This is a genomic window from Actinacidiphila sp. bgisy144 (assembly GCF_057708105.1).
Genome location: NZ_JBYIRM010000017.1, coordinates 100,107 through 117,942 on the forward strand (window position 1 = coordinate 100,107; position 17,836 = coordinate 117,942).

Genomic DNA, 17,836 nt, shown 5'->3' on the forward strand with positions numbered 1-17,836 from the left:
AGTGGACCGCCGCGCTGGCCCCCGCGTGCGCTCTCCTGGCTCGGAAAGCACGCGCGGCGCGGCGGCGGATTCACATGTGCGTACAGGTGTGACAGGGTGCGCCAGGACTGATGCTGACCCAATGCTGACTTTACTGACCAGTGGTCAGGTGCTCGTCGTGGTTGCTCCTGGCCAAGTGCCACCGGTTTCGCGAGATGAGCCCTACCGGTTACGACGCGACTCCGCACCATGCGGACCGCCGTAGACCTTGGTGCCCTCCATGGGGACTTCGCCATGGATCGGGTCCGGATGGCCGGTGGGAACTGCCCGAGCCGCTGCTGCCGAGCAAGGGGCGGCCGTTCCGGTATCCGGGCCGCAGGCCGGTGCCCGACCGCGATGTGGCTGCGCGGGTTCGGCCGGACGGGAGTCGGTTGGGAGCCCGAGCGAGGCGTGTGACCGCGGCCAGGCCCGCCATTCCAAGTACGCGGTCTGCTGGAACTCCTGCGCCGCGACAGCGAATTGCGCCCGCGCCCGCGCCTTGGCCGGCAGCAGCTCCCACGCCCGGTTTCGGGAGACGATCGCCGGGTGCGAGCGGCCGTCCGCGGGTCGCAGGGCCTGTGCGGCCGCTCGTGAGAGCGGGGCAGCGCTGACGAACGTGTGGACGGTGAGGAGGCGCCGCGACATCTGCCACCTGTCGACCAGCACGGGCAGAAGTGCATGCTCCGCGCTATCGGGACCGAGTAGTGCGTTCCGGGCGGCTTCCTGGGGTGTCTGGCCGTTGCGGACTTTGTCGCGTCGTCGCGCTGCCATGGTGGCCCTTTCCAGAAGTAAACGGTACGGTCGAGTTTACACGCACCCGTCGTACGGAGGAATTCTCGTGATCGTCGTTACCGCCCCCACCGCCAAGAGTGGCCGCCGCGTCGTCGAGCGGTTGCTCGATGCCGGCGAGTCCGTCCGGGTTGTCGTCCGCGATCCGCAGCGGCTCTCTCCCGGCGTCCGTGACCGCGTCGAGGTCGTGGAGGGCTCCCACCGCGACGCCGCGGTGGTGGACAAAGCGTTCGCCGGTGCCGACGCGGTGTACTGGCTGATGCCCAGCGACCTCCGCGCCCCCGACGTGATGACCTCCTACGTCGAGGCCAGCAGGCCGGGCGTCGAGGCCGTCGCCGCGCACGGCGTCCGCCACGTCGTCGGGGTCTCGGCGCTGGGCAGGGGGACCGCCGCGGCCGACCGGGCCGGCAACGGTACGGCCTCGCTGGCCATGGACGACCTGTTCGCCACGGTCACGAACTACCGCGCGCTCGCCAACCCGACCTTCATGGACAACACGCTGCGCGACATCGGCACGATCCTGGGCCGGGGCGCGGTCTACGGACCCCTCGCGCCCGAGCGCAAGGTGCCGATGGTGGCCACCCGGGACATCGGCGACACCGCCGCTCGCCTGCTGCTCGACCGCGGCTGGACCGGGTTCGCCGAAGTACCGCTGCTCGGCCCGGAGGACCTGTCGGGCAACGACATGGCCGCTGTCATCACCGACGTGCTGGGCATCCCGGTGCGCTACGAGCGGATCGAGGCCGCGTCACTGGAGACCGCGATGCTCTCCTTCGGCGCGTCGCCCGGCATGGCCCGGGCGATGGCCGACATGGCGCAGGCCAAGATCGACGGCCTCGACGAGGGCGTCGTCCGCACCGCCGCGAACAGCACGCCGACCACCTTCCGTCAGTGGTGCACAGAGGTCCTCCGGCCCGCCGTCGACGCTGCCCGTTCCTGACCCCTGCCACGCGAGTGCGAAATGACTCTCATCTGAGTCGAGGAACACGCGATCGATCCGGCGATCATGGAGGGCGCCGGATCGGTGCTCGCCCGTGAGGCACCCTATCTGCGCTTCCGGAGCACCAGCCCGACGCCCGTCCGGCCGGGACTCGGGCGGTCCCCGGCACTGGACCAGGCGATCGCGTACCGGCTCGGCACCGATCTCGGCGAGCACGCATCGACGTACAGGTCGTGTCCTGGACGAGCCCGGTCAAGATGGTGCCCGCCGTACCGACTTGGGAAGGTGCCTGACTTCATCGACGGGCTCGACCTGACGGCCGAGGAACGGGCCGCGCCCACCCACCGCAACGCGGAGCGGCTGTTCGGACTCTGACCGGTGACCGCGGCGGGTCGAGGAGACGGGCTCGCCGAGGGCTCGGGGGCGCCGCTGGAGCCGTCCCCGCAGTCCGGCTCGTCCTGCCGAGTTCGGCAACACCCAGGAGGGCGGCCGGAAGCGGGTTTCTAGGTTTCATCCGCTGATCGTGACGCCGGTCCGGACAGCCCGTACAACAGCAAATCCGTGAGGCTGCCGATGACGTGCTGGTCGTCTTCGCTGCCGGGGGGCGTGAGCACGGCGTAGTTGAGGGTGACAAGCATCGCGCCTATCGCCGCCGCGATGAACTCGGGGTCGCCGGGCAGCTGGTGTCCGCGCTCAACCAGGTACTCGAGGTGCTCCCGAATGGTTACTGTCTGTGCGCGCAGGTCGCGCCAGGCCCGGCCCGTAGCGGGGGCGTCGGCCACCATCGCCTGAAACAGTGCGAGTGCGACGGGGCGGTTCTGTCGCATCACCGTCCACGCGACGCCGACATGGTCGCGCAGCTGGTCCCGGTCGGTCAGGTCGTGATCGCGGGGGTGCTCCAGACCGATCATGCGCTCGTCGATCGCACCCTCCATCTCGGCGAGGAGCGCCTGGAGCAGCTCGTCCTTGCTGGCGAAGTGTTCGTAGAACGACCCGGTCGAGCGTCCGGCCGCGGCCGTGATGTCAACGATCTTCGTATTGAGGTAGCCGCGCTCGTTGAAGAGCCCCCGCGCCGCGTCCAGCAGCGCGGCACGGGTCTGGGCCGCCCGGACTTTCCGGCTGGCGGAACTCGCCTGAGGCATGTCGTCCTCCTCGCCTGTTGACAGATGCCAGCGTATCGGAACAGAATTTCACCGAATCATTATTCGGTGAAATTTGATTCAGGGAGAAGCCTGTGCAGACGATCGTGATCGGTGGCGGGGTAGCTGGCCCCGCCACCGCCCTTGCACTGCGACAGATCGGTCACGAGGTGACCGTCTACGAGGCGTACGAGGTTCCACCCGAGGAGGTCGGCGCCCACTTCAGCCTCGCGGTCAACGGCCTGCGCGCGCTGGAGAAGCTGGGCTGCCTGGACGACGTGCGGGCAGCCGGATTCCCCATTGATCGGATGCGGTTCCACACGGGGGGCGGCCGCCTCTTGGGGGACGTGCCGCGCCTTCGGCGCGGCACCGATTCGATGCGCAGCGTCGCGCTCCAGCGCGGACGGCTCGTGGCGCTCCTGAGGCGCGCCGCACTCGACGCGGGCGCGCGGATCGTCACCGGCGAACGCCTGGTGGGCTCGACGGAGTCGGCGGACGGCGTGGTGGCTGAATTCGCCTCCGGCCGGCGCGACACCGCGGAACTGCTCGTGGGTGCCGACGGCATCTGGTCAACCGTGCGCGGACTGATCGACTCGTCCGCGCCGCGCGCGGAGTACGCGGGGCTCTATGGAGTCGCCGGAATGTCCACCATGGCAGGTGTCGAGCCCGGCGTCTGGGACCTCACCTACACGCGCAACGGCGCCTTCGTGTACACCAGCATCGACGAACGGACTCAGTGGTGGACGGCGCAGATCGGGGCCCCCGTCAGGCCCGATCTCCGAGGCGTCGACGACGAGCAGTGGCTGCGGCGCGTCCGCGAGCTGTTCCCGGAGGCGACGCCGAGGGCGATGGTCCAAGCCGCGACATCGATCGTCGCGTCCGGCTGTCTGAACGTCTGCGACCCGGTCGCGAAGTGGCACAGCGCCCGCATGGTCCTGGTCGGCGACGCCGCTCACCCAGTCGGCGTCGGGCACGGTGCCTCGATGTGCGCCGAGGACGCACTGGAACTCGCAGCGGCGCTGAGCAGCGCCCCGACCGTCCCAGCGGCACTCGCGGCCTATGACAAGGCGCGCCGCCCGCGCATCGACAAGCTGCTCAAGCACGGGCACAACGCCCGTGAGAGCAAGCGGCCCGGTGCTGTGAAGCGACAGATCGATGCGGCGAAGATGCGCGTACTCCTCCCGTTCTTCGAACGGGCGCAGGGATACCTCTACGACTACGAGCCGCCTTCCCTGCCCGTCGCAGACGGATCACAGTCCGCCATGGGCTAGGTGTATTGACCCGGAACATTATTAACGCGGGTGATGGGTGGCTGCCCGCCCAGTGCGGTGTGGCGGCGGTGCCTTTCCCAACCTCACGTTGAGGCGTGAGGTTGGAAAAGGCTCAGTAGAAGCATTCCGAGGGCCGACCGCACCGGCCCTTGAACTGATAACTCAGGTTGGCGCTGGCTCAGTGGCCGATGGCCTGCAGCGGCAGTTCGCCGTCGCGGTGCACGTGCTGACCTTCCTGGCCGACCCGCCCGAAGGCAGCACCTTCGACCGGGCAGTGCTCGTCGGTCGTCGTCAATTCACAGGGTGGGGTCGGCGGCGGGGATGCCGAGGACCGTGCGACCGGCCAGTTCGTAGTGGGCCGCGGAAAGGGCGATGTGCTGGGCGGCGGTGTGGCCGTCGCGGAAGAGCTGGCCCAGTCGGCTCGATTCGTACAGGACGCTTGAACCGCCCAGCTCGTACATCGACGTGAGCACTTCGCGTGCGGTCTCTCCCGCGTGAGACAACGCACCCCTCACGGCACCGCGTTCCACCTCCGTGGCTGGGCGGCCCGCCGCCGCGGCGGCATCCAGTCCTCGCAGGGCGGCCAGCAGCAACTCCCGTGCGGCGTCGGCCCGCGCAGCGGCCCGGCCGAAGGCGGCCTGGATCCCGGGCTGCTGTGCGAGCCGCGCACCGTCCGGTCCGGTCTTGGCACGCGACAATGCTGCCATCTCGTCGATCGCCCCGCGGGCCAAGCCCAGTACGATCGCCGCGCTACCGGAGGGGATCTGGTTGATCACCGGTACACGATAGAGCGGGCGGTCGATGCGGCTGACCGCGTTGGGTGACACCGTCATGTCGGCGGCTACCGGCACGTCCTCAGCCATGACCGTGTTGCTGTTCGTGGCTCGCATTCCGGTCGAGTGCCAGGTGTCGCGCACGGTCACCGAGGCGCGGGGAACCAGGCAGAAGCGCCACTCCGGGCCGGTTTCGGTCATGCGCGGCTGCCCATCGTCCAGGACGAGTGCGAGCAGTCCCAACCACCGGGCCGTGTCGACCCCGCTGACGAGCTTCCACTCACCGGAGAGCCGGAAGCCGTTGTCGCCAGGTGTCAGACGACCCGGCTGGCTGGAGTGCGCGATCATCGGGTCCGGGCCGTCTGCCCAGACCCGCTCCACGCTCGCCTCGGTGAGGAGCGCGGCGGTGAAGCCGGTATTGAGGTTCCACACGACCCAGGCGGTCGAGCCGTCGATGCGGGCGAGGCGCTCGATCACGGCCGCCGTCCTGGCCAGCGGCAGCTCGTACCCGCCCAGCTCCCGCGGGGTGTTGAGGCGAAACGCCCCGCAGGCGCGCAGGTGGTCCAGGAGTCCGTCCGGCAGCCTGCGCATTTCCTGGGCCTGGCCCCGGTACTCCTCGATGATGGGGCGCAGCAGCTCGGGCAAGTCCTCGGCTGCCTGAGCAGGCTGGGGATAGGAAAGCATGTCATCTCCGAACGAAGGAAGGAACCGGGTACCTGCGGCGCCGCCCCCTGGGGGGAGAGGCACAGCCACCGGGCGCGTTGTCGCCTCCACCAGATGCGAGGGGTGGAGCGAAAGTTCGAAGATCCGCTTGTGATGCGGGTCACGCCGTATGGGTGTGCGCCGGAGGCTCCCGGCGGGTGTGGAAGAGCCGGGCCCGCTCCACCCAGTCAGCGCGCAGATGCAGGACCCAGACCGCGCTGGGCGGGCAATGGAACGGGTCCTCCGGCGGGCTCTGCAGCGCGACCTCCCAGATGGCAAGATCACTGCTGGCGACCACGTTGGCCAGGCGATAGCCCACACCGGCGGTCAGATCCTGCCGGAACCCGTGGGCAAGCAGGTCGTACCCCTCGGCTCTCATGCCACCGGGCCCGGACACCGCGACCGTCGGCAGCCAGGAGGTGGCCAGAGCGGGCACGGGCGCACCGCGCCGCGCGGCGCTCAGCAACTCCTCGGCCTGGGAACGTCGTTCCGCGGTGACGGCCCGGATGTCGCCGTGCGTCGTGTCGGCGGTGGCCAGCAGGGCTCGTGTCAGCTTGCCACGGGCGTCGCTCAGCCGACTGCGTACGGTGCCCACCGGCACTCCGCAGGCATCGGCGATGTCCTGATACGCCGTCACACCACTGAAGTAGCGCAGCATCAGCACCAGGCGCAGCGGGGGCGACAACTTCTCCAGGGCCTGCCAGATCCAGTCCCGGGTGGCATGCTGTCCCAGTACTTCCACGGGGTCCGGTTCTGCCGAACGAAGCACCTCTGTGACGCCGGCGTCCAGAGGAACACGGGCCGGCGCCCGGTACTGCATGCGGCAGGCATTACGGACCACGGCACGCAGCCAGGCGCCCACCGCGCCGGGATCACGCACATCGCCGATCCGGCGCAAGGCGGTCATGCTCGCCTCCTGCACGGCGTCCTCGGCGTCGGGGCCGTAACCGACCAGGCTGATGGCGACGGCCAGAAGCGCCGGGCGATGGCGGCCCAGCAGACTGCCGAGGGCGCTCACATCGCCCGCCTGTGCGGCATGCACCAACTCTGCGTCGGTGGCGGCATCGGAACGAGAAAACCTCATGGACGAAAGGCTAATCGGGCTTGGTCAGGTTCGTATGGGGGTGCGTACGTCGCGGGGGCAGATGGGGCCCCGACCGCACTTGTGAGGCGACCGGGGTGTCCGCTCGGGCAACGGCGCCGTGGATACCGAGCGAAGTCAGAGATCGTCGAAGTCGGGCAGGGCAAGGGCCGAGTGGGCCGGGCGTGGTTCCGGGGAGGGCAACGCACTGAGTTTGCGCAGCCGGTCGTTTCGCTCTTCCAGGGCCTGGGCGGTGGTCGGGAACAGAGTCGCACCGCCCTTGCCGACCAGGTTCTGGTTCAGGGTCACGAAAGCACGGGTAGCGTGTTCGTATGCGGCGAAGCCTGCGGCGTGGTCCCGTTCGGCAAGGGAACCGGCGAGCATGTAGGCGCCGACGAGAGCGAGACTGGTTCCCTGGCCGGTGAGGAACGAGGGCGCGTACGCGGCATCACCCACAAGGGCCACCCTGGCCCTGGACCACTGCGGCATGCGGATCTGGCCGACTGCGTCGAAGAAGACGTCATCCGCTTCACGCAGGGCTGCCAGGATGCTTGGGATCTCCCATCCGGCATCGGCGAAGGTCTCGGTGAGCAGCCTCTGTTGGGCTTCCCGGTCGCCGAACATGCCGGATGGCAGGTCGCGCTGGGCGAAGTTCAGGAAGGCGTGCACTTCGTCGTCGTCGCTCACGGCGTAAACGGCCGCCGCCCTGCCCGGGGCGTTCCACATCACTGTCTCGTGGGAGAGGCCCAGTGCGTTGCGCATGGTGAAAATGGCGAAGCAGTAGCCGAGGTGGCGATGGAACTGGTCCTCAGGGCCGAACACCATCTCCCTGGTGCGCGAGTGCATGCCATCCGCGCCGAACACCATGTCGAACCTGCGGCTACCGCCTCCGCGAAAGGTGACGTCGATTCCGTCCGTGGTTTGCTCAAGGCTGTCGACGGAGTCGTTGAACAGGAACTCCACGTCGTCCCGGACCGCCGTGTACAGGGCGTCCGTCAGATCCCCTCGCCGTACCTCCAGGTCATGTCCCGCGACACCACCGGTGACGGCATGCGGATGCAGGGAGGTCACCTCGCTGCCATCGCCTTCGAGGAAGGTGATGCGGTGCAGGTCGATGTGTGCGTCGCGCAGTTGTGGCAGGAGCCCCATCCTTTCCACGACGTCCAACGCCGTGCCCCGTATGTCAATGGGGTAGCCGCCGCTGCGGATGGTGCCGGCCTTTTCAACGACCGTGACCGCGTATCCGTGGCGGTTGAGCCAGTAGGCCAGGGCGGGGCCGGCGATGCTGGCCCCGGAGATCAGGACCTTGCCCTTCGGGGTGGTGCGCCTGCGGACTGGCTGATCGGTGCGGGTCATGCCTTTGCTCCTTTGTGCATGGTGCGAGGGACGAACAGGGCAAGCGAGGTGACAACGCCGGCTATGACGAATCCGGTGACGTAGGCCGACTCCGCCGCGGTCTCGGAGCCCGAGGGCGTCGCGGCGGTCAGGAGCGCGCCACCGAGTTGGCCGCCGACCGCGTATCCGAGCACGCGGCTGACCAGGATCAGACTGGTGGCGATGCCGGTGTCGTTCTGGTCGACGGAGGTGGCGGTGCTGGTCATCATCGCCGTGACGCACAGGCCGTTGGCGAGCGCGATGAGCGCCTTGGCGACGACGAGGTGCCAGATCTCGGTGTGCACGGCCGCGAGGGCGAGAAGAGCGAAGGCCATCATGACGACACCGGTGTTGACCACGGCACGCGAGCCGAAACGCCGTTCCCCGAGCCCGCCAAGCGGTCCTGCCAGTGTCGCGGCAATGGCACCGGGCAGCAGGTAGATGCCGATCTCGGTGGCACTGGCTCCGAATCCGTATCCTTCACCACGTTCGTCAAGAAGCTGCGGAACCAAGAACACCGCCATCGAAGTGCCGAGGCAGATGATGAACGTGAGCACACATGCCTTCCACATCGCGGGGCGAGCCAGCATGCGCAGGTCGATCATGGGTGAGGCCGCGCGTCGTTCGACTCGCACCCATCCGGTGACGAAGACGGCCAGCAGTGCGACGAGAGCGACGAGCATGAGTGGTGCCGAGCCGGCTTCGGGTGCCAGCGCGAGGACGAGCATGAGGGTGGTCAGCATCCCGCTCAGGAGCAGCAGGCCCGGCCAGTCGGTACCGACATCGTGGGAAGAGCCCGGTGGATCGGCCGGCATCAGCCTGTCCACCAGCAGCGTGGCTCCGATCACCGCGATCGTTGGGAGCGCGAACATCCAGTGCCGGGAGAGCTGTTCCGCCACCGGACCGGCCGAAAGCATGCCGGCCATCCCGCCCCCGACGAAGAGCCCGCTGACCACTCCGATGGCCACCTTGGACTGTGCGGGCGGCAGGTGTTTGCGCACGACGATGAACGACAGGGGCAGCGCGCCGACCATCGCCCCTTGCAGCACCTGACCGAGCAGCAGCACGGGCAGGCTCGGGGCCAGGGCGGACACCGTGCCACCGACCGAGACCACCGCCATCAGGCGGATCAGCACCTTCTTCCCGCCGTAGCGGTCACCGAACTTGCCCGCCAGCGGTGTGATGAGCGCGCCGGTGATGAGCAGGACGATGCTGAGCAGTGCCCCTTCGGACTGGCTCATGTCCAGTTCGCGTTCCAGGAGCGGGATCGTCGGTGAAACCACCGATTCCAGGGCGCCGGTGGACAGCGCCAGTAAGCCGAGGGCCCCGACGGCGGCCTTCCCGATGGGGACCGGGGGAGCCAGGGTTTGAGTCACGAGCATCCTGCCTTCACGGGTGGTCTTCTCCGCCATCGCGGAATGAGGGGACGGCCTTGAGGTCGCGGGACCGGTCGTTGCCGGGGACCGCCACGGCGAGCGCGACGCAGGCAGCCATCGCCACCGCGACGCTCTCGTGCACCCGGCACAGCCCTGCCCCGGTGGCCGCGGCTCGCTCCCCCAGGAAGGTGCGAGCCCGCACAGGTCGGCATCGCGTTGACGCGAGTCGGCACGATGCCGGCCTGGGCACGGCCTAGGACTGACGACGTAGCGCACCCCGGCCGGGCAGCATGACCGCGAGCAGCGCCAGGCTGGCGGCGGCACCCGCGAAAGCGCCGTACATCAGAGGGGGGGCGTAGGGCATGGTGCCGGTCATGCCGTGCATCATCGGGATCAGCGTGGCCGCGGCAATGGCGGAGCCGAGGACGATACCGATGCCGGCGACCAGCAGGCTCTCCCACCGGAGCATGGCCAGGACCTGGCGTCGCGTGGAACCGACGAGGCGAAGGGTGACCAGCTCGCGACGGCGGTCGAGGATGGTCATCACCAGGGTGTTCACTGCGGCAACGGCGGCGAACCCGCCGAGGACCGCGGCCATGGTGTTGTTCATCCAGGCGCCGGTCTTGGCATCGAGGCTCTGCTCGGCGGCGTAGCCGGAAGCGTCGGTGACCCGGCCCAGGGCGGACAACGAATGCTGCGAGCCGCCGTTCACCAGCAGCGTACTGTCGAAGCCGGACGTGACGTGCTCGGCCAGAGACGCGCGATCCATGGTTATCGCGGCGAGGCCGAGGCCGCGGCTGTAGATCGCGGTGATCTCGGGACTGGCCTCGGTGCCGTCGGGGAGGTACAGCGGAAGCTTGTCACCGACGCCTACGTGTGCCGTGGACGCCAGGCTCTTGTCGACAGCGATATGCCCCGCACCGATCCGGTTGAGACTGCCTTCCGTCACACCCAGATCCTGAACCTTGGCGAGTTCGGAGCCGGAACCGGTGACGCCTTGGACCGCGGTGCCCTGGAGCGCCTTGAATTCGCCGGAGCCGGTCGGCACGAGAACCTGCGTGTTCAGTATGCCGACGGCTGTCTCGACGCCGGGTTCATGGGCCGCGCGCCGCACGGAGTCGACGGGGAGCCCGGCGGGGTCGGTGACCACGTGGTCCGCGGTGATGCCGGCCCGCAACTGGGAATCAGCGACGTGGCGTTCGCTTGTATTCATGAAGACCAGCGTTGAGGCGAAGGCCATGGCAAGCACGATCGGGGTGATCGCGGATGCGAGGCGGCGGGAGTTGGCCCGGGAGTTGGCGTCCGCGAGGGAGGCGGCGGGGCCGGCGCCACGCAGCGGCAGGCCGAACAGGACCGCGCACAGCCTGGCCACCAGTGGGCCGAGCAGACCGACGGCGAGCATGAAACACATGACGACACCCAGAGAGGCACCTGCCGCGCCGTCCCCGGTCGAACCGGCGGCGACGCCCGCGAGGACCGCGCCTCCGACCAAGGTGGCCAGGCCCAGGACAGTACGGATCACACCGGGTCGCAGTCGCTCGACCGAGGCTTCCGACAGCGCTTGCCCGGGCTTGATCTTCGCGGGTCGGCGTCCGGCGATCCATCCAGCACCGAGCGCGGTGAGCAGCCCGGCACCGACAGCGATGAGAAGCGGGATGGCGGAGACGTGTATCTGGACGGCGTCAGGGATCGCGCCGCGGTCCTTCAGCTGTCCGAACCACCAGTGTGCGAGTCCGATACCGGGCAGGGTGCCCAGTATTCCGGCGAGCGGGGCGACGAGGAGTGCTTCGGACGCGACCGCGCGGCGGATCTGACGCGGCGTGGCCCCGATGGCACGCAGCAGTGCGTACTCCCTGGCTCGCTGGGACACGGACAGCGCCACGGTGCCGGCCGCGGTGAAGATCGCGACGATGGTGGCGATACCCCCGAAGGGGCCACCGATGCCGAAGAGGGTGTCCTTGGCGTAGGCCAGGCCCGGATCTTCGACGGCCCCGCGGTCGTCACCCGTGTGCACCTGGGCACCCGAGCCGGCAAGGGCCTTCTTCACGGAGTCCGCGAGGGCGCCGGTATCGGTCCCGCCCTTCGCGAGCACGGCGATGGCGTCCGCTTTGCCCGGGTGGCCCGCGAGTACGGGCGCCTGAGCGTCAGAGAACCAGACAGTGGCGTCCCCTGGGCCGAAGTCCCGGGCAGTGTCCGCGGCTGTGGCCCTGGCGATCCCGGCAACGCCGAAGTCCTGTTGCCCGGCGGCGGTCCGCAGCGCGATGGTGTCTCCGACGGAGACTTTCGCGGCGCGCGCCGTACCAGGGTCAAGGACCACCTCGCCGTTGCCGGGAGCGCTGCCGCTGGCCAGCGCGCTGCCGGTGAAGGCGTGGGAGCCCCAGCCGTGCGCCGTCAGCACACCGTCCTCGATGGCCACGCCGTCCAGTGCCCGCACAGGGAACGTGAAATCGGGCACCGCCGCTTTCACGCCCGGCGCCGCGACGACCCTGTCCGCGAGACCCGCGTCCAGCCGTGCCGTGTCCGGAAGCGGCACCGCCTCCTTCTCGCGGTCCTCCCCGCTCCCCGTCACGACATACTTGTACTGATCAGCCGCCGCGATGACCGGAGCCCCCGCGTAGCGCTCCGGGGGCACGGAACCGCGCAAGCTGGTCTCGAGCAGGATGCCGCAGGCCGTGACGATCAGTGCGGACATCAGCAGTGCGACGAACGTGCCCGCGAAGGAGGCGGGCTTGAAGCGGACGGCGGCGCGGGCGAGCCCGTTGGGGCGCATCATGCGGGCACCCCCGTCAGCCTGCTCGGACGGGCGGTGAGCAGGGTCATCTGCCGGGCGATCTGGTCCGCCGAACCGCGTTCGAGGTGGTCGGCGAAGGTGCCGTCGGCGAGGAAGAGCACGCGGTCGGCCCAGGCGGCCGCGGTCGGGTCATGGGTGACCATGACGACCGTGGCACCCATGCCGTCCACCGCCTGCCTGAGCAGACCGAGAACCTCGGCGGCGGTACCCGTGTCGAGAGCACCGGTGGGCTCGTCGGCGAACACCACGTCGGGACTGGTGACCAGGGCGCGGGCGACAGCCACGCGCTGCTGCTGGCCACCGGACAACTCGCTGGGCCGGCGCCGCGCCTTGTCGGCCAGTCCCACCTGGCCAAGTACCGCCATTGCCTGGCGCCGGTCCTGACGCTTCCCCGCCAGACGCATCGGCAGCAGCACGTTCTGCTCCACCGTCAGCGACGGCAGCAGGTTGAACGCCTGGAAGACGAAGCCGAGCCTGCTGCGCCGCAGCTCCGTCAGTTCGTTCTCCTTCATGCCGGTGATCTCCGTGCCGCCCAGGCGCACCGATCCCGCCGACGGCCGGTCGAGCCCGGCGGCACACTGCAGGAAGGTCGACTTGCCGGACCCGGACGGGCCCATGACCGCGGTGAAGGTGCCGCGCGGGAGGGCGAGGTCGACCCCTGCGAGCGCGTGCACGGTGTTCGCGCCGCGGCCGTACTGCCGACGGACCCCGCGCAGTTCCACGGCGAGGCCGGGCGTTCCCGCCGGAGCCTCCGGCCGATCATCCCGCTTGCGCCGTTTGCCGTTGCGTAGCCTCACGTTCTGCCCTTTCGCAGTCTCCTTGTGGTGGTGAGGTGAGAATGGGTCCTTGCCCGCGCGCAACGCGTCATACTGCGGAGCCATCTGGATGTGCTACCGCGGTAGGGGGTGACACCACAGGGCAGCGGCCGTGCCGGGGCAGCCCCGGAAAGGATCTGCGGCCCTCGCCATCGGTGGCAACCACGATGCCGCGCTCGAACGTGTCCCGGTCTTTACGTCCGGCATCCGCGTCAGAGCCGGGTCCCCGCACCTTCGACGACCCCGGTAGAGGCACACCCGATCCTGGCGGTGGGCCGCCATATCAACGCAGCCAAGGAGACTGACGCCCGAGTTGGGGACACCACCGGAAGGGGCCGTGATGCGGTACATCGACCGCCGCCCGGGCACCACGGTGGGCGCGGCAGCCGAGAACCTTCGGCGGCTACGTGACACTTGGACCCGCCTGCTCGATGGAACGGTTACCGACGCCGAGGAGGTCGACACGTTGATCGCGGCTCTGCGGAACATCGAGACCCGGCTCGTCGCTCAATCTCGCATTGCCACCAGCCAGCCGTGACCAGCGATGCCGCCGCGACCATTAACGCGGCTACCGGATCACACGCCTACCAGGTCTCCGCTTGGCTCCACACCAACACCGGAGACCTCATCGAGGTAGACACCAAGGACTGTCTCCGCGTGACCACCGCACCCACCTGGTCCGGTACCGAAGGCTCACTGCGCGACCGTGCGACGCCCGGCTGGGAGGTCGGCCAGTTCTACCGGGGCTGGGCGAGGAAGGGATACGCGGAGGAGCTTGCCGCCTACGCCGACGCATGGCCATCCTCGCGGGACAGGACGAAGGCCCCTGGGCCGGTCTCTCCGCGCTCCTCATGGACTTCGACGGTGTCATCATCGACTCCGAGTACGCCCACTACCTCGCGTGGCGTGAGATATTCGGCGAGTACGGCCTGCGGCTTGCCACCGACGTCTGGGCCCGACACTGGGCCCAAGGACGCGGGCCCACCGCCGATCCCAAGCCACCGTTCACGGACGCCCTCGCGGCCCGGCTGGGAAGACCACTCGACGCCCCGGCCGCCCTCACCGCCCAAGTGCGGGAGCACTACATTGGGTTGCGCGATGCCCTGCCTCTCCGCCCGGGAATCGCAGCATGGACCGGACATCTTCCCCGCCGAGATCACCAACCCGTGCTCGGCCAGGCTGCGTTGGAGTTCGGATGCCTTCCAGACTCGCCCGCGCCGGCCTCGGAATGTCAGGAGCGCGCTGGTGTCCCCGGGAGAAGCAGCCGGACGCTTGCGGCGATGCGGTCGAGGTCGATATCGGTGGCGAGGGCGGCCTCATCGGGGTGTTCGGCGATCGGTTTCCGGGTGCCGAGCAGGCCCTGTACCAGTTCTGGGTAGACCGTCACGCCAACGAGGATCTCGGCCGTCTCCCGTGCCCCCTCCTGCGTCAGGCCCCACGTCCGGGAGACGTATGCGCCGATGCGCACCGTGGGAGCTTCGAAGACCGCCTCGTAGTAGCCAGACGCGATCTCGGGCACCCTCTCGGCCTCGGCGATCCCCATCCGGAGCGTACGCAGGGACGAGGACCACAGCAGCAGCTGCAGCAGCCGCTCGCAGTAGCGCACCAGGGCCTCGGCCGGATCGGCCCGCTCCGTGGTGACGTAGCGCTCCGGCGAGCCCAGACGGTCGAGGTAGAGCTCGCGCACCAGGTCGACCACCCCGGCGAAGAGGACATCTTTGCTGGGGAAGTGCGCGTAGAGCGAGCGCTTGGAGGTCTTAGCCCGCTGGGCTACGACATCCATCGAGGTGCGCTCGAAGCCGGCCTCAAGGAACACGTCTTTCGCTGCCATGAGGATGTGCTCGCGGAGCTTCTCGCCTCGTCGTGCCCCCATGGTGGCCCCTTCTCAAAGTAGACGGCAGAGTAAAGTTTACGTGCTCCAACCGCACGGAGGAATCTCCGTGATCGTCGTCCCCCCGGCCAAGCTCACGGGGCGCTCCAGGTCCGGGCAGGTGGAACAGCCTCTCGGCGTTTCCGGAGGCGACCTTGAGGCGATCCTCGGATTCCGGGAGGGCGCCGACCAATCCTTCGGCCGCTGCGGCATCGCGAAGTTCGTTCGACGAAATCCGCGGGTGGGAGGAGACGGGGCGCACAGCCGGGCCGCAGTGGCGAAAAGTTCTCCGGGCGGGAGGTTGCGTCCTTGGAAGCGGTGTAGCGGGTTGGACCTGATCCGGGGGTTTGTCCCGGCGTCTGGGTTGGCTCGCGGCAAGGGGGCGCGGTGGCCACAGTACTGTTGTGCGGGTCCGCCTGGTGGCCACGCGTTCCGTGACGGACTCTTGTCGCAGGTAAGAAGATGGGGCTCATGACCTCAGTGAGAGAACGTCCGCCCGCCCTGTTCGCGGGGGCCACCCGTTGGTGGGTGCGACTGCTGCCGTGGGCGGTGGCGTTCGTGCTGAGTGTCGCGCTGCTGCCCACCACCGTCGTGGTCCTCACCGCTGACTACGGCCTGAACGGCGCCGTCGCGAGCACGCTGGCCGTCGCTCAGGCGGCACCATTACTGCTCGCCGTCGTCCGGCCGTTGGCCGCTTGGTATGTGATCTTCGTAGCGGATGTGGTCGGAGCACTCGCACTGCTCACTGTCCACTTCGACGAGCGGCTGCTGTGGCCGTTCCCGCCCATGCAGATCGTCGGGTACATCGGCCTGTGCCTCGCTCTGGGCCTGCGTGAACAGCGCAGGACGTTGCTGCTGGTATGGCTGGCGACGGTGGCCGCCAACGTCGGCATGGAGTTCGTGGTGCCTGACGGCATGAGCGGCGACGGCACGCTGCTCACTATCCTCAGCGGCGTCGCGCTCCTGCTCGGGGGAGTGATTCGTGAGCGACAAGAGGTGAAGCGCAGGCTTGCCGAGCAGGAGACCATCAGCGAGGCCGAGCGGGGCCGCAGGACGCTGCTGGAGGAACGCGCCCGCATCGCACGCGAGCTGCACGACGTGGTGGCCCACCACATGTCCGTCATCACGGTTCAGGCCGACACCGCGGAATACCGCCTCGCGTCGCTGTCGCCCCCGGTACGGGAGGAGTTCACGTCCATCGCGGCGACCGCCCGGGACTCCCTCGCCGAAATGCGGCGGCTCCTCGGTGTCCTGCGCAACGAGGAGGCCCAGGGCGAGCTCGTGCCGCAGCCGGGCCTGGCAGAGATCGGGCAGTTGGTGAAGGCGACGGCGAGGACCGGCGCACCGGTGGACTTCACCCGCTGCGACACCTCCCGCTACGCCGAGGTGCCCGAGGCGGTGGGGCTCTCCGCGTATCGGATCGTCCAGGAGGCCCTCGCGAACGTCGTACGGCACGCGCCGGGAGCCGTGACCCACGTGTCGCTGTCGGTGCCGCCGCCCGCCGACGGCGAGGGCGGGCCCAGGCTCACCGTCCTGGTAGTCAACGACCCGCCGCCCGAGCCGCCCGCCCGGCCGCTCGAAACGGGCGGCACCGGGCACGGACTCGTCGGCATGCGTGAGCGGGTGCGGCTTGTCTCCGGCACTCTTGACGTAGGGCCGCTGTCAGACGGCGGCTTCCGCGTCGCCGCACATCTTCCCCTCATTCAAGAGGACTTCACATGATCACGCGCGTCATCATCGTCGACGATCAAGCCATGGTGCGAGCCGGATTCGCTGCACTGCTGGCTGCGCAGAGCGACATCGACGTGGTGGGCGAGGCTTCCGACGGCGCGCAGGGCGTCGAGCTGAGCCGGAGTACGCATCCAGACGTCGTACTGATGGACGTGCGGATGCCCGAGATGGACGGCCTGGAGGCCGCGCGCCGGCTGCTGGCGCCACCGCCGGGGGTCACCCACCGGCCGCGGGTCCTGATGCTCACCACCTTCGATGTCGACGACTACGTCTACGAGGCGCTGCGAGCGGGCGCGAGCGGCTTCCTCCTGAAGGACGCGCCCCCCGCCGACCTCGTCGCCGCCGTACGGGTGGTGGCCTCGGGCGAGGCTCTGCTCGCCCCCTCCGTGACGCGCCGCCTCATCGAGGACTTCGCCAGGCGGCGTCCTGTGTCCCGGGGCAAACCCGACCTCCGGCTCAACGGCCTGACGGAACGCGAAACCGAGGTCCTCACTCTCGTGGCCCGCGGCCGGTCCAACACGGAGATAGCCCGAGCGCTGGTGCTGGCCGAGCAGACGGTCAAGACCCACGTGAGCCGCGTCCTCACCAAGCTCGACCTGCGCGACCGCGCCCAGGCGGTCGTCTTCGCATACGAGTCAGGGCTCGTCGCTCCGGGGGAGTAGGCCGACCACCGTCCTCGTCGCCACGCCTCCAGCCCAGGTGCTCGGTGACGGCGCCGTACACGTACCCAAGGGAGGCCGGGTCGTTGATCGCTTCCATGGGCTGCAGGCGGGGGCGCTGGATGCCGTAGCCGTGGGCGATGGTGGTGGTCTGCCGCTCGCCGAGGCTGTCGACCACGAGTACGGCGGATTCCTCTCAACCGGAGGCGGCGAAGGCTGTGAGCTGGTGGGCTCGGTGGTGAAGCCGACGAGTTCACCGTCCACGAGGAGGGCGGCCGACAAATCGTGGGTGTACGAGCACAGACCGAGGACGACGGAGGGGATGCGCTTCATGGCGGCGGTCACCTTGCCCCGACCGTGGCGGCGCGATAGCGCCCCCGGGTGGCGGTGGGTGGAGTCGTCGGCCCTCGGGCCGGAGGTGGCGCGGTCGGTGATGAGCCGGGCGATCCGAGCGGCGCTGTCTCCGCGCCACCGGCAGACCGCGGCCAGGGCCGCCTCGGCAAGTCC

General features: G+C 69.3%; 13 protein-coding genes and 1 pseudogene. 6 read left to right on the plus strand and 8 right to left on the minus strand.

All coding sequences use genetic code 11. The features are described from left to right. Positions 1–259 precede the first annotated feature (259 nt). Together AC3EVP_RS20560 and AC3EVP_RS20565 are read left to right on the plus strand one after the other, a co-directional pair. Positions 260–380, plus strand: a pseudogene (locus AC3EVP_RS20560) (IS5/IS1182 family transposase); the annotation flags it as partial. Between the two features lie 476 nt (positions 381–856). Continuing rightward, positions 857–1,747, plus strand: coding sequence for an NmrA family NAD(P)-binding protein (locus AC3EVP_RS20565; RefSeq protein ID WP_435131630.1), 891 nt, complete (start codon positions 857–859; stop codon positions 1,745–1,747). Between the two features lie 503 nt (positions 1,748–2,250). On the opposite strand, the gene AC3EVP_RS20570 is transcribed toward AC3EVP_RS20565, so the two are convergent. Then, positions 2,251–2,889 (minus strand): TetR/AcrR family transcriptional regulator, encoded by a 639-nt coding sequence (locus AC3EVP_RS20570; RefSeq protein WP_335983668.1) that lies wholly within the window; start codon positions 2,887–2,889, stop codon positions 2,251–2,253. 92 nt (positions 2,890–2,981) lie between these two features. On the opposite strand from AC3EVP_RS20570, the gene AC3EVP_RS20575 reads away from it, so the two are divergent. Beyond that, complete coding sequence (locus AC3EVP_RS20575) at positions 2,982–4,157, plus strand: FAD-dependent oxidoreductase (RefSeq protein WP_435131632.1); 1,176 nt, start codon at positions 2,982–2,984, stop codon at positions 4,155–4,157. Positions 4,158–4,453: 296 nt separating this feature from the next. Here AC3EVP_RS20575 and AC3EVP_RS20580 read toward each other — a convergent pair whose 3' ends face one another. From AC3EVP_RS20580 to AC3EVP_RS20605, 6 genes are all read right to left on the minus strand, one after another. Beyond that, entirely contained in the window at positions 4,454–5,614 is a 1,161-nt protein-coding gene (locus tag AC3EVP_RS20580; RefSeq protein WP_435131633.1) for an acyl-CoA dehydrogenase family protein, read from the minus strand. A 139-nt stretch (positions 5,615–5,753) separates the two neighbouring features. Further along, positions 5,754–6,716, minus strand: a complete 963-nt coding sequence (locus AC3EVP_RS20585; RefSeq protein WP_435131635.1) for an RNA polymerase sigma factor — start codon at positions 6,714–6,716, stop codon at positions 5,754–5,756. 135 nt (positions 6,717–6,851) lie between these two features. Next, complete coding sequence (locus AC3EVP_RS20590) at positions 6,852–8,069, minus strand: FAD-dependent monooxygenase (protein ID WP_435131637.1); 1,218 nt, start codon at positions 8,067–8,069, stop codon at positions 6,852–6,854. Next, positions 8,066–9,463: an MFS transporter gene (locus tag AC3EVP_RS20595; protein WP_435131756.1), complete on the minus strand. Its 1,398-nt coding sequence runs from the start codon at positions 9,461–9,463 to the stop codon at positions 8,066–8,068. Before AC3EVP_RS20595 ends, AC3EVP_RS20590 begins: the two co-directional genes overlap by 4 nt. A gap of 253 nt (positions 9,464–9,716) precedes the next feature. Beyond that, a complete protein-coding gene (locus AC3EVP_RS20600) occupies positions 9,717–12,236 on the minus strand; it encodes an FtsX-like permease family protein (RefSeq protein ID WP_435131639.1) in 2,520 nt (839 codons plus the stop codon). Then, on the minus strand, positions 12,233–13,051 hold the full coding sequence (locus tag AC3EVP_RS20605) for an ABC transporter ATP-binding protein (protein WP_435131640.1): 819 nt from the start codon (positions 13,049–13,051) through the stop codon (positions 12,233–12,235). The genes AC3EVP_RS20600 and AC3EVP_RS20605 overlap by 4 nt, the downstream gene beginning before the upstream one ends. 358 nt (positions 13,052–13,409) lie before the next feature. Between AC3EVP_RS20605 and AC3EVP_RS20610 the strand changes: the two genes are divergently transcribed. After that, a complete protein-coding gene (locus AC3EVP_RS20610; protein WP_335983685.1) occupies positions 13,410–13,607 on the plus strand; it encodes a hypothetical protein in 198 nt (65 codons plus the stop codon). A 693-nt stretch (positions 13,608–14,300) separates the two neighbouring features. Here AC3EVP_RS20610 and AC3EVP_RS20615 read toward each other — a convergent pair. Continuing rightward, a complete protein-coding gene (locus tag AC3EVP_RS20615; protein WP_435131641.1) occupies positions 14,301–14,942 on the minus strand; it encodes a TetR/AcrR family transcriptional regulator in 642 nt (213 codons plus the stop codon). 468 nt (positions 14,943–15,410) lie between these two features. Between AC3EVP_RS20615 and AC3EVP_RS20620 the strand changes: the two genes are divergently transcribed. Continuing rightward, entirely contained in the window at positions 15,411–16,661 is a 1,251-nt protein-coding gene (locus tag AC3EVP_RS20620) for a sensor histidine kinase (protein WP_435131643.1), read from the plus strand. Continuing rightward, positions 16,658–17,332 (plus strand): response regulator, encoded by a 675-nt coding sequence (locus AC3EVP_RS20625; protein ID WP_435131645.1) that lies wholly within the window; start codon positions 16,658–16,660, stop codon positions 17,330–17,332. Before AC3EVP_RS20620 ends, AC3EVP_RS20625 begins: the two co-directional genes overlap by 4 nt. Positions 17,333–17,836: the final 504 nt, after the last annotated feature.

Bases quoted from the DNA above. Each gene is read 5' to 3' on its own strand.
- AC3EVP_RS20610 (WP_335983685.1), top strand. From the start codon at position 13,410: ATGCGGTACATCGACCGCCGCCCGGGCACCACGGTGGGCGCGGCAGCC.
- AC3EVP_RS20600 (WP_435131639.1), bottom strand. From the start codon at position 12,236: ATGATGCGCCCCAACGGGCTCGCCCGCGCCGCCGTCCGCTTCAAGCCC.
- AC3EVP_RS20580 (WP_435131633.1), bottom strand. From the start codon at position 5,614: ATGCTTTCCTATCCCCAGCCTGCTCAGGCAGCCGAGGACTTGCCCGAG.
- AC3EVP_RS20625 (WP_435131645.1), top strand. From the start codon at position 16,658: ATGATCACGCGCGTCATCATCGTCGACGATCAAGCCATGGTGCGAGCC.
- AC3EVP_RS20585 (WP_435131635.1), bottom strand. From the start codon at position 6,716: ATGAGGTTTTCTCGTTCCGATGCCGCCACCGACGCAGAGTTGGTGCAT.
- AC3EVP_RS20620 (WP_435131643.1), top strand. From the start codon at position 15,411: ATGACCTCAGTGAGAGAACGTCCGCCCGCCCTGTTCGCGGGGGCCACC.
- AC3EVP_RS20590 (WP_435131637.1), bottom strand. From the start codon at position 8,069: ATGACCCGCACCGATCAGCCAGTCCGCAGGCGCACCACCCCGAAGGGC.
- AC3EVP_RS20615 (WP_435131641.1), bottom strand. From the start codon at position 14,942: ATGGGGGCACGACGAGGCGAGAAGCTCCGCGAGCACATCCTCATGGCA.
- AC3EVP_RS20570 (WP_335983668.1), bottom strand. From the start codon at position 2,889: ATGCCTCAGGCGAGTTCCGCCAGCCGGAAAGTCCGGGCGGCCCAGACC.